This window comes from Streptomyces himalayensis subsp. himalayensis, from assembly GCF_013778455.1.
In the GTDB taxonomy this organism is placed as follows: Bacteria; Actinomycetota; Actinomycetes; order Streptomycetales; family Streptomycetaceae; genus Streptomyces; species Streptomyces himalayensis.
The window spans coordinates 142,855-157,237 of sequence record NZ_JACEHE010000006.1 but is presented as its reverse complement, the minus strand read 5'-3'; the positions used below and the strand labels follow the sequence as shown (position 1 = coordinate 157,237).

Here is a 14,383-nt window from a genome sequence, read left to right as displayed (position 1 = left end):
CACATGAGTCGCAAGAGAACAGCACTACTGGCCTCGCTCGCCCTGGTCGCAGGGGCTACGGGCAGCGCCCTGACGCTGGCGGACGTCGCCACCGCCGCCGTCCCCTGCACCGTCGACTACAAGGTGCAGAACCAGTGGGACACCGGCTTCACCACCGCCGTCACGATCACCAATCACGGCGCCGCCAAGTCGTCGTGGTCCCTGGGGTGGACGTTCGCCGGCAACCAGAAGGTCACCAACGGCTGGAACGCCCAGATCGGCCAGAGCGGTGCCGACGTCACGGCGAAGAACGAGAGCTACAACGGGTCGCTGGCCACCGGTGGTTCCATCAGCTTCGGCTTCAACGGCACCTACACCGGCACCAACGCCCTGCCCACCACCTTCACGCTCGACGGTGTCACTTGTAACGTCGACGACGGCGGCGGCAGTGAGCCCACCGACCCGCCCACCGACCCGCCCACGGAGCCGGGTGAGCGCGTGGACAACCCGTACTCCGGGGCCAAGGTGTACGTGAACCCCGAGTGGTCCGCCAAGGCCGCCGCCGAGCCGGGCGGCGACCGGATCGCCAACCAGCCCACCGGTGTCTGGCTCGACCGGATCGCCGCCATCAACGGCGCCAGCGGAAAGATGGGCCTGCGCGACCACCTCGACGCGGCGCTGGAGCAGAAGGGCTCCGACGAGATGGTCGTCCAGCTCGTCATCTACAACCTGCCCGGCCGCGACTGCGCGGCGCTCGCCTCCAACGGCGAGCTCAAGGACGACGAGATCGACCGGTACAAGACGGAGTACATCGACCCGATCGCCGCGATCCTCGCCGACGAGAAGTACGCGGACCTGCGCATCGTCACGACGGTCGAGATCGACTCGCTGCCGAACCTCGTCACGAACACCGGCAGCCGGGAGACGGCCACGCCGCAGTGCGACACGATGCTGGCGAACGGCAACTACATCAAGGGCGTCGGCTACGCCCTGAACAAGCTCGGTGACGTCCCCAACGTCTACAACTACGTCGATGCCGGGCACCACGGCTGGATCGGCTGGGACAGCAACTTCACCCCGTCCGCGGAGATGTTCAAGAAGGCCGCCACCGCCGAGGGTGCCACGGTCGACGACGTCCACGGCTTCATCGCCAACACCGCCAACTACAGCGCCCTGAAGGAGGAGAACTTCAAGATCACGGACACCGTGGCGGGCAAGTCTGTCCGCGAGTCCAACTGGGTCGACTGGAACCAGTACACGGACGAGCTGTCCTTCTCCCAGGCCCTGCGTGAAGAGCTCGTCTCGATCGGCTTCAACTCCGGCATCGGCATGCTGATCGACACCTCGCGCAACGGCTGGGGCGGCGCGGACCGGCCCACCGGACCGGGCGCGACCACCGACGTCGACACCTACGTCGACGGCGGCCGCTACGACCGCCGCATCAACCCCGGCAACTGGTGCAACCAGTCCGGAGCCGGCCTCGGCGAACGCCCGCAGGCCTCCCCCGAGCCCGGCATCGACGCCTACGTGTGGATGAAGCCCCCGGGCGAGTCGGACGGTGCGAGCAAGCAGATCGACAACGAGGAGGGCAAGGGCTTCGACCGGATGTGCGACCCGACGTACGAGGGGAACGCCCGTAACGGCTACAACATGTCCGGTGCCCTCGGGGACGCGCCCCTGTCCGGGCACTGGTTCTCCGCCCAGTTCCAGGAGCTCATGAAGAACGCGTACCCGGCGCTGTGACGCCAGGTCCGCCGGTGCCGGCCCTCACGGCCGGCGCCGGCGGACCAGCTCCGGGGCCCGGCGGACCAGCTCCCGCCGTCGGGTCCCGGAGGCGTAGTCCGTCCAGGGCTCGACGAACAGGAACAACGGACCAGCGAATAGCACGACGGAGGGAACCCGACAGGACCAGCGGCGCCGGGTGCTCGGACGACCGTCCGGCTGAATTCCTGGGACCGACCAGCCGATCTTCGTGGCGCGCTTTCCCGCCCACCGCGCCGTGGGCACTGATGCTCGGCCTCGCATCCGATGCTTTCCCGGCGTGAGGAGTCGAGTTTCATGAAAATCCGTACGGCTGCGGCGGCGATCGCGACCCTGGCAGCCCTGAGCGCTCCAGCGATCCCATCGGCTTCGGCGGCCACAGCGAAGTCCGGTCTGACTGGCGACCTGACCGTCAGCACCTGCAACGTCAGCGGTGCCGGAACCAATGACCACGTGTACGTCAGGCTGCACAGCTACAACGGCTTGAGCACGCAGTGGCAACTGCTTGACCATCCGGACTACAACGACTTCGAGCGGGGCGCCCGCGATGTGTACGACCTCGCCGACCCGCCTGTCGGCTGGGACCTGACCTACTCCGTCGAGTTCCGCAAATTCGGCCCGGACGGCAACGATGGCGACGACGACTGGTGCCTGCGATCGATCAGGCTCGGTCCGAACGGCGGCTGGTGGGGACCGAAACCGCTCAAGGCCCCTTCCTTTCCCTTCGGGGGACCGCGGTACCGGTGGCTCGGGAACGACCAGATCCCGGGCGCACACACCCAGCCCGACGGCAAGGTGTACGTCTACTCCTACCCGACACTGACGGTGTACTGGCCGTATCTGCGCTGATCCGTCGGACGCCGATCCGTCCGACTTCGGTCCCTCGGACGTCGATCCTTCCGGCCTGACAGCAAGCGTGGCCGCCCGGGAGCCGGGCGGCCACGCAGCTGTTCGCCGGCTTCAGGAGTAGTCGAACGTCGCCGGGTCCGGGCCCAGCCGGCGCTCCTCGTTCAGGGCGCTGATCGCGGCGAGGTCCTCGATGTCCAGCTCGAAGTCGTAGACCTCGATGTTCTCCTTGATCCGGGACGGCGTCACGGACTTGGGGATCACCACGTTGCCCAGCTGGATGTGCCAGCGCAGCACGACCTGCGCGGGCGTACGGCCGTGCTTCTGGGCGATCGCGATGATCGCCGGGACCTCGAGGAGGCCCTTGCCCTGGCCCAGCGGCGACCAGGCCTCCGTGGCGATGCCCTGCTCCGCGTGGTACTCACGGGCCGCCCGCTGCTGCAGGTGCGGGTGCAGCTCGATCTGGTTGACGGCCGGGATCACGGACGTCGCGTCGATCAGCCGCTCCAGGTGCTCCGGCAGGAAGTTGGACGTGCCGATGGACCTGACGCGGCCGTCGGCGAGGAGCTTCTCGAAGGCCTTGTACGTGTCGATGTACTGGTCCCGGGCGGGCAGCGGCCAGTGGATCAGATACAGGTCGACATAGTCGAGACCGAGCTTCTCGAGGGAGACGTCGAAGGCACGCAGCGTCGAGTCGTAGCCCTGGTCGCTGTTCCAGAGCTTGGTGGTGATGAAGAGGTCCTTGCGGGGGATGCCGGACGCGGCGATCGCCTTGCCCGTGCCCTCCTCGTTGCCGTAGATCGCGGCGGTGTCGATGCTGCGGTACCCGGTCTCCAGCGCCGTGGCGACGGCCCGCTCGGCCTCGTCGTCCGGCACCTGCCAGACGCCGTAACCCAGCTGCGGCATCTCGATGCCGTTGTTGAGGATGATCGGGGGGACCTTGCTGCTCACGAGCTCTCGATCCTTTGTCGTCGGGTGGTACGTCCATCGTCAACGATCACGGGTGGCGGTGCATTCCTGGTTCAGGGTCCGGCCTGGTTCAGGGTCCGGTTGTGCGGTTGTTCCAGTGGGCCCCGTGGCCGTTGAGGGAGCCGCGAGAATTCGGCGGAAACGGCTTCGATTCTATCGGGCCGGGCCGGGCGATTGATCGGGTCCTGACATATGGCCAGGTCACATGGTGCCGTGCCCGGTCACCGGTGTCAGGTCACCGTCGCAGTGCCGGCTCGCCAGTGGCCAGTCACCGTGGCAGTGCCGGATCGCCGGTGTCCAGTCACCGTCCCAGTGCCGCCTCGCCGGTGTCGGTCACTGGGCCGACGCGCCGAGATAGGCGTCGCGTACGGCGGGATCCGCCCTGACGTCCGCGGCCGGGCCCTCCGCCAGCACGGAACCCAGGTCGAGGACGACGACACGGGCGCACAGCTCCATCACGAAGGCGACATTGTGCTCGACGAGGAGGACCGCGCAGCCTTCGTCGTCCGCGAGACGGCGGATCACCGACGCCAGATGACGCCGCTCGTCCGCCGCCATCCCCGACGCGGGCTCGTCGAGCAGCAGCACCCTCGGCGGATCGGCCACGGCACGGGCCAGCTCGACCATCCGCGCCTGGCCGACGGGCAGGCCGCCCGCGTACGACTCGGTCAGATCGTCGAGCCCGCAGACGCCCAGCACATCGGCCGCACGTTGCCTCCGTGCCGCCTCCCGCGTACGCCGGGTCGGCGCCCCCACCAGATCGGCGGCGAGCCCGCCACCGCCACCCCGCCACTCCTGCGCGACCAGCAGATTGTCGGCGACCGTCAGCTGACCGAAGAGCTGCTGCCGCTGGAATGTGCGACGCATGCCGTGCCGCGCGCGCCACACCGGGGAGTGGCGCGTGATGTCCGTTCCGTCCAGCAGAATTCGGCCCTCGTCCGGACGGCGGATGCCGGACAGGACGTCGAAGAGGGTCGTCTTGCCCGCGCCATTGGGGCCGATGAGCCCGCACACCTCGCCGGCCCGCAGCGTTACCCCCACCCCGGCCAGGGCCCGGACACCACCGAACCGGACGCCGATGCCGGAGGCCTCGAGGACATGGTCGCTCATGGCCGCACCACTCCTCGCGTAGGCGATGCCTGAGGCCCGGGCGCCGGTCCCTGGGGTTCGGGCGCCTGTGCCGGGCGGTGCGTCCCGGGCGCCGCTATACCGAGGTAGGCCTCGGTCAGCCGATCCGTCTGTACCTGGTCGCGCGGGCCGCACCAGGACACCCGCCCCTGGGCGAGATACGCCACAGTGTCGGCGATGCCGAGGACCTCCGCCGCCTTCTCCTCGACGAGCAGCAGCGCCGTACCCGCCTCCCGCAACTCCGCGAGCAGCCGGAACACCTCCTCGACCACACGTGGCGCCAGCCCCAGGGACGGCTCGTCCGCGATCAGCACCTGCGGCGGGCGCAGCAGCAGCGGCGCGAGGGCCAGCATCTGCTGCTCCCCGCCCGACAGCGAGCCTGCCACGAGGCGGCGACGCGCCGCGAGACCCGCGAACCGCTCGTACACGGCGTCCCGTTGGTCCTTGCCGGTCAGCCGGAGGGCGAGGTTCTCCTCGATGGTGAGATTCGGGAAGATGCCGCGCCCCTCGGGCGCCAGCACGACCCCGGCCCGCGAACGCCGTACGACACCCTCGCGCGTGGCATCGCGCCCGCCGACGTGCACCGCACCCGCACTCGGCGCGAGCAGCCCGGCGGCGACCTTGCAGGTGGTGGACTTGCCGGCGCCGTTGGGCCCGAGCAGTGCGAGGATCTCACCGGGGTGTACGGCGAGATCGACGCCGTGGAGGACGTGGACACCGCCGTATCCGGCGTGGACCCCGCGGAGTTCGAGAGCAGGGGTCACCACTTCAGCCCGTCTGGGGGCACCTCCCGGACGAAGTCTGGGGGAGTTTGAGGACGAGCCCGAAGGACGATCCGGGGTCTGGGGCGGAGCCCCAGTCACAGGATGGGGCGGGCTGGCGAAGACCGCCGCCCGCCTCCGATGCAACCGCACCGGCAACGCCGCGCAGTACCCGTCCGGGTCGTTCGCCAGGGCCAGGCCCGCCAGGCCGAAGAGGATCACCGGAAGGTGCACGGACTCCGTGACGTAGTCCGACACCAGGTGCGGGACGAGTGCGAAGACAAGACCCGCGACCACCGCGAACTGCGGCCTGCGCACGCCCGCCGCGACCACCACGGCGAGCCAGATCAACCCGGTCATCGCCGTGAAGTCGGTCGCGGTGATCCGGGTGTTGTACGACGCGTACATCACGCCGCCGAAGCCCGCGAGCCCCGCCGACAGCGTGAAGAGCAGTAGCTTCGTACGGACCACGGAGACGCCGGACGCCATGGCGGCCGCGGGCGCCGAGCGCACCGCCAGCATGGCGCGGCCTGACGGCGAGCCGCGCAGGGCGCTCAGGCCCGCCACCGCCACCGTGACCAGCACGAGCATCGCGACGCCCATGGCCCGGTCGTCGTTGAGGTCCACCGGACCGAACAGCGCCCGCGGGATCTCCCAGCCGGTGTCGCCGTTCCTCAACCAGCCCATCTGGAACAGCACCTGGTCTGCCAGGAACGCGAGCGCCAGCGTGGCCAGGGCGAGGGAGCGGCCGCCGAGCCGGAGCGCCGGAAGCGCCACCAGCGCGCCGAGAAGCGCGGCTGCGCAGGTGCCGGCCAGTGCGGCTGCGGCGAAGGGCCATCCGTGGCTCATCAGCAGCCCCGCCACCAGCGCCGCGCCCGTCACGAACGTCGCCTGCGCCAGCGACACCATCGCCCCGAGGCCTGTCACCACCGTGAACGAGATGAAGACCAGCGAGATCGCGAGCCCTTGGGCGAGGATGCCGCTCCAGAAAGGAGTCGTGACGGTGTAGAAGGCCACGGCCAGCAGCACGGCGGCCACTGCCCACGGCCCCCAGCGCCTCGCCCATGACCGGCCCGCGAGATAGTCGATCGGCGGCGCGTCGGAGGCCGCCGTGCCCGCCGTACGCTGCCGTCGCGTCAGGAACAGCAGCCCGGCGAAGAGGATCAGGAACGGCACCGCGGTACGGAATCCGGTGATGCCGTCGGCGAAGGACGCGTATCCCGCGACGAGGTTCTGCAGCACGCCGAGGCCCAGGCCGCCCGCGAAGGCGAGCGGGATCGACGCGAACCGGCCGAGCACCGCCGCCGTCGCGGAGACGAACAGGAACAGCGTGAAGTCGTGCGCCGACAGGCCCAGCAGGGGAGTGGCGAGCACTCCGGCGAGGCCCGCCAGCGCCGACGACAGCATCCACGCCACCGACGACAGCCGGTCCGCGCTCATCCCGCGCAGCTCGACAAGGGTGCGATTGTCGACCGCGGCCCGCAGCTTCAGCCCCAGCGGTGTGTGGCGCATCAGCACCCACAGCCCGACCGCCACCACCGCCGTGCACACCCAGGTGATCAGCTGGTCGGAGTCGACCCCGACGCCGTCCACGAGCTGCCATGACGTGGCCGGGCTCGGTCCCACGCCCGGCAGCCCGAACTGGTTCTCGGCGGGTTTCACCGGCGCGCCCGCGCCCTCCAGCAGCTCCACCACCCACAGGCCCAGAGCGGGCAGCGCGACGAGCAGACCGATCGTCGCCACGATCTGCGCGGTCTCGCCGACCCGCGCCAGCTTGCGGAACATCAACCGGTCAAGCCCCCAGCCCAGCGCGGGCGCCACGACGCACACCAGCAGCAGCGCCGTCGGCACGGCGGGCCAGCCGAAGCCGGAGTGCAGCTCGTAGAAGGCGAGCGCGCAGAGGTAGGCGGTGGCGCCGTGGGCGAAGTTGAACAGGCCCGACGCCGAATACGACAGGACCAGGCCCGTGGCGAGCAGCGCGTACAGCGCGCCCGAGACCAGTCCGCTCAGTACGAACCCCAGCAGATCCGACATGGCGTCTCCCTCAAGTCCCTGACCTCGACGGCTACTTGAAGGGGATCGGCTCGTAGCACTCGAACGGCGACGACACCTCGTACCTGCCGTCCTTGAGCTGCACCAGCGCCCCGCACCCGAAGGACTCCGTCCGTCCCTTGGGCTCGGCACGGTCGCCGACGAGCGTGCCGGTGTCGGAGAACCCGTTCGCCGCCTTCTGGAAGGACGCGACGGTCAGGTCCTCGCCCGCCTTCTCGGCGATAGCGAGGAAGAGGTCGGCCGACATATAACCGGTGACCATATGCATATTCAGGGGCACATCCTTACCGGCGGCCTTCCTGATGTCCTCCTTGAACTGCCTCATCGCCGCGGTGTCCTGCTCGAACGGCTGGAAGGACAGCAGCACGTGCACCCCGTCCAGCGCCTTCCTCGTTGCGCTCTTTGCCAGCAGCCCCGGGTCGTAGTCGGTCGGATCGGTGATCACGCCCTTGTACCCGGTGCGCTTGATCGCCGTGAACAGCCCGATGTTGTACGGCGTCTGCATCACGGAGACCACGGCATCAGGTGCCTTGCCGGCGTCGCTGCGCAGGATCTCCTTCGTGTACGCGGACCAGTCGCTGGGCACCGAGGTCGCGGGCACCGCCGCCTTGGCGTACGTCACCTCGTAACCCGCCGACGTGAAACTCTGGCTGTAGGTGCGGATGGCGAAGTTGCCCGCGTCGTTGTCGGTGGCGAGGATCGCCACGCTCTTGCCCTTGGAGCCGCCCATCACGTCCTTCAGCCCCTCCGGCCACGTCTGGGAGATCGTGCCGCCGGGCGAGGGCACCATGCAGCCGCCGAAGCCGTAGATGTACGTGGGCCCGCAGAACGACGGGAGAGTGCCCCAGCCGAACGTGGGAACCTTCTGTTTCTGCAGGAAGTCGGCGCCGGAGAAGGTGACCGAGCTCATCGGGGCGACGGCGAACACCTTGTCCTGCTGGACGAGTTTGCGTGCCGCCGCCAGGTTCTTGGCGGGGTCCTGCCCGTCGTCCTCCGCGCCCAGGTACTCGATCTTCCGGCCGCCCACACCGCCCTCCGCGTTGGCGCGGTCGAAGCGGGCCTTCGCGCCCAGGTCGGTGTCCTTCTTGCTGTAGCCGCTGGCGGTCGTCATGGAGACGATCCCGCCGACCTTGATGGAGTCGTCGGTCACTCCGCGTACGGAACCGGTCTTGCCGTCCCCGGATCCTGAACCGCTGGTGGCGGCCGAGTTGCAGGCGGTGGCGAGCAGCAGCGCGGCGGCCGCTGCGGCGAGGGTGCGGATGGGTCGCAACACGTCGGGTCCCCTCCTCGTCAGGGTGACCGAAATTGTGTGTGCGACCTGACGAGGCGTCAATAACTGACGCATCGGTAATTGATGGACCGTCAGAAAATGACGAGAGCCCGTCGGCCGGGGATCACGCGCGGTACAGCGCCTCGACCTCCGTCGCGTACGCCTGCTCGATCGCCTTCCGCTTCAGCTTCAGCGAGGGGGTGAGCAGACCGTGCTCCTCGGTGAACTGGTGGGCCAGTATCCGGAAGGTCCGGATGGACTCCGCCTGCGAGACCAGCGTGTTGGCGGCCACGACCGCACGCCGTACCTCGGTCTCCAGATCGGTGTCGTGCACCAGATCGGCCGGCTTCGGCGTCGGCTTGCCGCGCATCTGCAGCCAGTGCTCCACGGCTTCCGCATCGAGGGTGACGAGGGCGGCGATGTACGGGCGGTCGTTGCCGACGACGATGCACTGCGCGACCAGCGGATGGTCGCGGACCCGCTCCTCCAGGACGGCCGGGGACACGCTCTTGCCGCTGGAGGTCACCAGGATCTCCTTCTTGCGGCCGCTGATCGTGAGGTAGCCGTCCTCGTCGAGCGAGCCCAGGTCGCCGGTGGCCAGCCAGCCGTCGTGCAGGGTGGCGTCGGTGGCCTTGGGATCGTTGAGGTATCCCTGGAAGACATGCCCGCCGTGCAGCCACACCTCGCCGTCGTCCGCGATGTGCACGGTCGCCCCCGGAATGGGCAGTCCGACCGTGCCGTAGCGAGTGCGCTCGGGCGGGTTGGCGGTCGCGGCCGCGGTCGACTCCGTCAGCCCGTACCCCTCGTAGACGAGGACGCCCGCGCCCGCGAAGAACAGTCCGAGCTTCCGGTCCATCGCCGAGCCGCCGGACATGGCGTGCCGCACCCGGCCGCCCATCGCGTCGCGCACCTTGGAGTAGACGAGCTTGTCGAAGAGCTGGTGCTGCATGCGCAACGCGGGGGACGGGCCCGGGCCTGTACCGAAGGCCTTGGCCTCCACGGCGTCCGCGTACCGCACGGCGACGTCGACCGCCTTGGCGAACGCCCCTGCCTTGCCGTCCTTCTCGGCCTTCCGCCGGGCAGCGTTGAAGACCTTCTCGAAGATGTACGGCACGGCCAGGATGAACGTCGGCCTGAAGGCGGCCAGATCGGGCAGCAGGGCGGCCGCGTTGAGCTGCGGCTGGTGTCCGAGTTTCACCCGGCCGCGGATCGCCGCGACCTCCACCATGCGGCCGAAGACGTGCGCGAGCGGCAGGAACAGCAGAGTGGCCGCCTCGTCGCCGCGCTTGGAGTGGAACACCGGCTCCCAGCGCTCGATCACCGTGTCGGCCTCGAACATGAAGTTCCCGTGGGTGATCACACATCCCTTGGGGCGGCCGGTGGTGCCCGAGGTGTAGATGACGGTCGCGACGGACTCCGGGGTGACTGCGCGGCGGTGCCGGTGCACCACGTCGTCGTCGATGTGCGCCCCGGCCTCGTACAACTCCTGCACCGCGTCCTCGTCGAGCTGCCACAGGCGGTGCAGCTGGGGCAGCCGGTCTATGACCGAGCCGATCGTCATGGCGTGGTCCTCGTGCTCGACCATGGCGGCGGTCACCTGGGCGTCGTGCATCATCCAGAAGACCTGCTCGGCGGAGGACGTGGGGTAGACGGGCACCACCTGGGCACCGATCGTCCACAGCGCGAAGTCGAAGAGCGTCCACTCGTAGCGCGTACGGGACATGATGGCGACGCGGTCCCCGAACCGTACGCCCTGTGCCAGCAGTCCCTTGGCGAGCGCGAGCACCTCGTCGCGGAACTCGCCGGCGGTCACGTCATGCCACTGTCCGTCGTCTCCCTTGCGGCCGAGAGCGATGCGCAGCGGCTCCTCGAGGGCATGGTCGAACACGGCGTCGGCCAGGCCGCCCACCGGCGGCGGCAGCGCCAACGGAGGGGTGGTGAACTCGCGCAATGATGCTCCTTGTGACGCTCCGCACAGCGCGGGTGACGGTACCTCACGACGGGAGGCCGCGGGAGGGGTGACGTTTCGCCGGACCGGGCGCCATATGCACAGGTCAGGCTTATAAATGGGGCTACATGGGGGGAGGCCGGGACAGAATCATGAGTGCTCGGCGATCTTCACCGTCGTAATCTCCACGGAATCTGTACGACGCGGTCACGCCACGCGGAACCCGGGGCACGGCACGCAGGTCCCCCTGTGGGGCTGGTCCTGACCGGGCGTCCCCGGCCCCCTAGCCGCGCTCCCGGTGCAGCCGGTCCCCGCCCGCCAGGATCGCCGCCGCCAGCGCGTCCGCCGCGGCCTGTGCGGAGGGCCGGCGCCGCCCGTGGACCAGTACGAAGTCGACCTCGCCGAGCTCCGGCAGGCCCGCCCGGTCCGGGACGCGCACCAGGCCTGGCGGGATCAGGCCGCGGGAGTGGGCCATCACGCCGAGGCCCGCGCGGGCCGCCGCGATCAGGCCGTTGAGGCTGCCGCTCGTGCAGACGATGCGCCAGGCGCGGCCCTGCCGCTCGAGCGCCTCGAGTGCGAGGGCGCGGGTGATGCCGGGCGGCGGATACACGATGAGCGGCAGGGGCCGGTCGGGGTCGAGGCGTAGCCGCTCCGACCCGATCCATACCAGCTTGTCGTGCCGGACGGTCTCGCCCCGCGGGTCCTCCGGGCGCCGCTTGGCGAGTACGAGATCGAGCTTCCCGGCGGCGAGCTGCTCGTGCAGCGTGCCGGACAGCTCGACCGTCAGTTCCAGATCGACTTCCGGATGGTCGTGGCGGAAGGACTCCAGGATCTCCGTGAGCCGGGTGAGGACGAAGTCCTCGGAGGCGCCGAAGCGCAGCCGGCCGCGCAGCCGCGTACCGGTGAAGAACGCCGACGCCTGCTCGTGGACCTCGAGGATGCGGCGCGCGAAGCCGAGCATCGCCTCGCCGTCCTCGGTCAGCTCCACGGAGTGGGTGTCACGGCTGAACAGCTGCCGACCCGTGGCGTCCTCCAGGCGACGCACATGCTGGCTCACCGTGGACTGACGCAGCCCGAGCCTGCGGGCGGCCTGCGTGAAGCTCAGCGTCTGTGCCACCGCCAGGAACGTACGCAGCTGGGACGGGTCGTACACGAGGGCCAGCCTAGCGCGCGCTCATCGCGATATGTGATGACAGTCAGAGCGGTATAGCGGATTCCCGATCACGATGATCAAGAGGAAGATGGAGAGGGCACGACCCGCCCCCACTGCCTGCACGGCGTGGGGGAACCCCGCACCGAGCACCGAGAGCATGGAGCACCGTGAAACGCCTGCAGTGGCCGAGCCGGCTGCCGATCGATCCGTACATCCTGGCGTTGCTCGCGACGGTGGCCGTCGCCGCTCTGCTCCCCGCCCGGGGCACCGCCGCCGATGTCGCATCGGGCGCCTCCACGGCCGCCGTGGCGCTGCTGTTCTTCCTCTACGGCGTGCGGCTGTCGACCCGCGAGGCGCTCGACGGACTGCGGCACTGGCGCCTCCACGTCACGATTCTCGCCTCTACGTTCGTCGTCTTTCCGCTGCTGGGGCTCGCGGCCGGGGGGCTCGTCCCGTACGTGCTGACACCCGCCCTCTACAGCGGCTTCCTGTTCCTCACGCTCGTCCCGTCGACCGTCCAGTCGTCCATCGCCTTCACGTCGGTCGCGCGCGGCAACGTGCCCGCCGCGATCTGCGCCGGGTCCTTCTCCTCGCTCGCCGGAATCGTCCTGACGCCGCTGCTCGCGGCGGCGCTCCTCGGCGGCACCGGCGGCGGGTTCTCGGCGGACTCGCTGGTGAGAATCGTGCTGCAACTGCTGGTGCCCTTCCTGGCAGGGCAGTTGCTGCGCCGCTGGATCGGCCGATTCGTCGGGCGCCACAAGAAGGTCCTCGGGCAGGTGGACCGCGTGTCGATCCTGCTCGTCGTCTACACGGCCTTCAGCGAGGGCATGGTGCAGGGCATCTGGCACCAGGTGACCCCGCTGCGGCTCGCCGCGCTGCTCGGTGTGGAAGCGGTGCTGCTCGCGGTGATGCTCGCGCTCACCTGGTACGGCAGCAAGCGGCTGGGCTTCGACCGGGCCGACCGGATCGCGATCCAGTTCGCCGGCTCCAAGAAGTCCCTGGCCTCCGGGCTTCCCATGGCGAGCGTGCTGTTCGGTGCGCAGGCCTCGCTGGCCGTGCTGCCGCTGATGCTCTTCCATCAGATGCAGCTCATGGTCTGCGCGGTGATCGCTGGGCGCCGGGCTCGCGACACGGACGCGGCCGACCCCGTCACGGCTCGGCCGGCGCCCACGGCTGAACGAACCGCGGCCGGTACGGCGACACGTTCCGGCTGATGTGCGGAGGCCGGATAACCCTGCCGCACGGGGGCGGGGGCCACCCGGTGCTCGGAGATACCGCGTCGGCTGATGTGCCGTCGCGGACCGGCCCGGTGTCTGTGTGCGGGATGTGCCGTCTCCGATTTGCCTGTGATTAACCAGGAATTCTCTTCGACCCAATGAGGTGTCCCCGACGGGGGAACGGCTGAGGCCAGAGTGGGCCAGGGGCCGAGAAATCACGATCAGGGAAGGTGGCACCACCGTGCAGGACCCCCGTTGGGATGCCGTACGCAAGGGGCTGCGGCGCAGAGGAAGACTTCTGGGCGAGGCGCTCAAGCCGCCGGCCCCCAAGCCCTCGGCAGCGGCTCAGGCGCGGCCTCTCGACGGGATTCCCGCCCAGCGTGCGCCCCGACCCGAGGGACCGGCGGTGGAACCCGCCCGCCGTCTCGTCGAGTCCCCGGTGTTCCTGCTCTCCCCCGTACGGTCCGGCTCCACGCTGCTGCGGGTGCTGCTCAACAGCCACTCACGGATCCGCGCCCCGCACGAGATGCACCTGCGCACCCTCCATGTCCGCGAGGACCGCGACTTCACCGTCACCGCCATGCGCGCACTGGGTCTGAACCGCGAGGAGCTCGAGCACATGCTCTGGGACCGCGTGCTGAGCCACGAGCTCGAACGCAGCGGCAAGGACCTCATCGTCGACAAGACCCCGGCCAACACCCTGATGTGGCCCCGCCTCCGCCGTGCCTGGCCGGAGGCCCGCTACATCTTCCTGATCCGCCACCCCGCAGCCGTCGTGGAGTCGCTCACCGCCCGCCGCCAGGAACCCGACCTGGACGAGATCCACGCCGAGGTCCAGCGGTACGCCGAGCGCCTGGAGCAGGCGCAGGAGGCGCTGGACGGCGTCACGGTCGCGTACGAGGACCTCACCGCCGACCCCGAGCGCGAGACCCGCCGCATATGTACCTATCTGGGGATCGAGTGGGAAGAGGCGATGCTCGACTACGGCTCCCAGGACCACGGCAAGTTCCGGCCTCACATCGGCGACTGGAGCGAGAAGATCCGCTCCGGCCGCATCCAGCCCGCCCGTACCGCCACGGACTGCTCCGGGCTGCCGGAGCGCCTCGTGGAGATCGCCGAAGGGTGGGGGTACGGAGTGTCCGGGGCACAGGGCGTCGATTCCGGGATGCCGCCTGCGTAAGGGGTGTGCTTCGCCCACCGGGCCGCGGCAGCACACGCCGCGAACCAAGCGCCAGCGGGCCGGATCGGAGGCAGGAGCCGGCCTGCCGCACACTCCGAGCGACGGGGCGACGGTGGGCC

Annotated in this window: 10 protein-coding genes; 4 read left to right on the top strand and 6 right to left on the bottom strand. The window is 69.8% G+C overall.

What is annotated here, in order from left to right; all coding sequences use genetic code 11:
- Positions 1 to 3 precede the first annotated feature (3 nt).
- The gene (locus H1D24_RS12405) at positions 4 to 1,722 is read left to right on the top strand and encodes a glycoside hydrolase family 6 protein (protein WP_181657522.1); all 1,719 of its coding nucleotides are present in this window, start codon (positions 4 to 6) and stop codon (positions 1,720 to 1,722) included.
- A gap of 315 nt (positions 1,723 to 2,037) precedes the next feature.
- Positions 2,038 to 2,589: a PLAT/LH2 domain-containing protein gene (locus H1D24_RS12400; protein ID WP_181657521.1), complete on the top strand. Its 552-nt coding sequence runs from the start codon at positions 2,038 to 2,040 to the stop codon at positions 2,587 to 2,589.
- 111 nt (positions 2,590 to 2,700) lie between these two features.
- On the opposite strand, the gene H1D24_RS12395 is transcribed toward H1D24_RS12400, so the two are convergent.
- The 6 genes from H1D24_RS12395 to H1D24_RS12370 all read right to left on the bottom strand — a co-directional run bounded on the left by H1D24_RS12395 (position 2,701) and on the right by H1D24_RS12370 (position 11,867).
- Positions 2,701 to 3,537, bottom strand: coding sequence for an aldo/keto reductase (locus H1D24_RS12395; RefSeq protein ID WP_181657520.1), 837 nt, complete (start codon positions 3,535 to 3,537; stop codon positions 2,701 to 2,703).
- A 351-nt stretch (positions 3,538 to 3,888) separates the two neighbouring features.
- Entirely contained in the window at positions 3,889 to 4,665 is a 777-nt protein-coding gene (locus H1D24_RS12390) for an ABC transporter ATP-binding protein (RefSeq protein WP_181657519.1), read from the bottom strand.
- Positions 4,662 to 7,478 carry an ABC transporter permease subunit gene (locus tag H1D24_RS12385; RefSeq protein ID WP_181657518.1) on the bottom strand — a complete coding sequence of 939 codons (2,817 nt, stop codon included), beginning with the start codon at positions 7,476 to 7,478 and terminating at the stop codon, positions 4,662 to 4,664. Before H1D24_RS12385 ends, H1D24_RS12390 begins: the two co-directional genes overlap by 4 nt.
- Positions 7,479 to 7,509: 31 nt before the next feature.
- Entirely contained in the window at positions 7,510 to 8,769 is a 1,260-nt protein-coding gene (locus H1D24_RS12380) for an ABC transporter substrate-binding protein (RefSeq protein WP_181657517.1), read from the bottom strand.
- Between the two features lie 121 nt (positions 8,770 to 8,890).
- Complete coding sequence (locus H1D24_RS12375; protein WP_181657516.1) at positions 8,891 to 10,717, bottom strand: AMP-dependent synthetase/ligase; 1,827 nt, start codon at positions 10,715 to 10,717, stop codon at positions 8,891 to 8,893.
- Between the two features lie 280 nt (positions 10,718 to 10,997).
- A complete protein-coding gene (locus H1D24_RS12370) occupies positions 10,998 to 11,867 on the bottom strand; it encodes a LysR substrate-binding domain-containing protein (protein WP_181657515.1) in 870 nt (289 codons plus the stop codon).
- Positions 11,868 to 12,034: 167 nt separating this feature from the next.
- Here H1D24_RS12370 and H1D24_RS12365 point away from each other — a divergent pair, with 167 nt between their 5' ends.
- Together H1D24_RS12365 and H1D24_RS12360 are read left to right on the top strand one after the other, a co-directional pair.
- A complete protein-coding gene (locus tag H1D24_RS12365) occupies positions 12,035 to 13,081 on the top strand; it encodes a bile acid:sodium symporter family protein (protein WP_181657514.1) in 1,047 nt (348 codons plus the stop codon).
- A 244-nt stretch (positions 13,082 to 13,325) separates the two neighbouring features.
- Positions 13,326 to 14,264 (top strand): sulfotransferase family protein, encoded by a 939-nt coding sequence (locus H1D24_RS12360; protein ID WP_181657513.1) that lies wholly within the window; start codon positions 13,326 to 13,328, stop codon positions 14,262 to 14,264.
- The last annotated feature ends 119 nt before the right edge of the window (positions 14,265 to 14,383 follow it).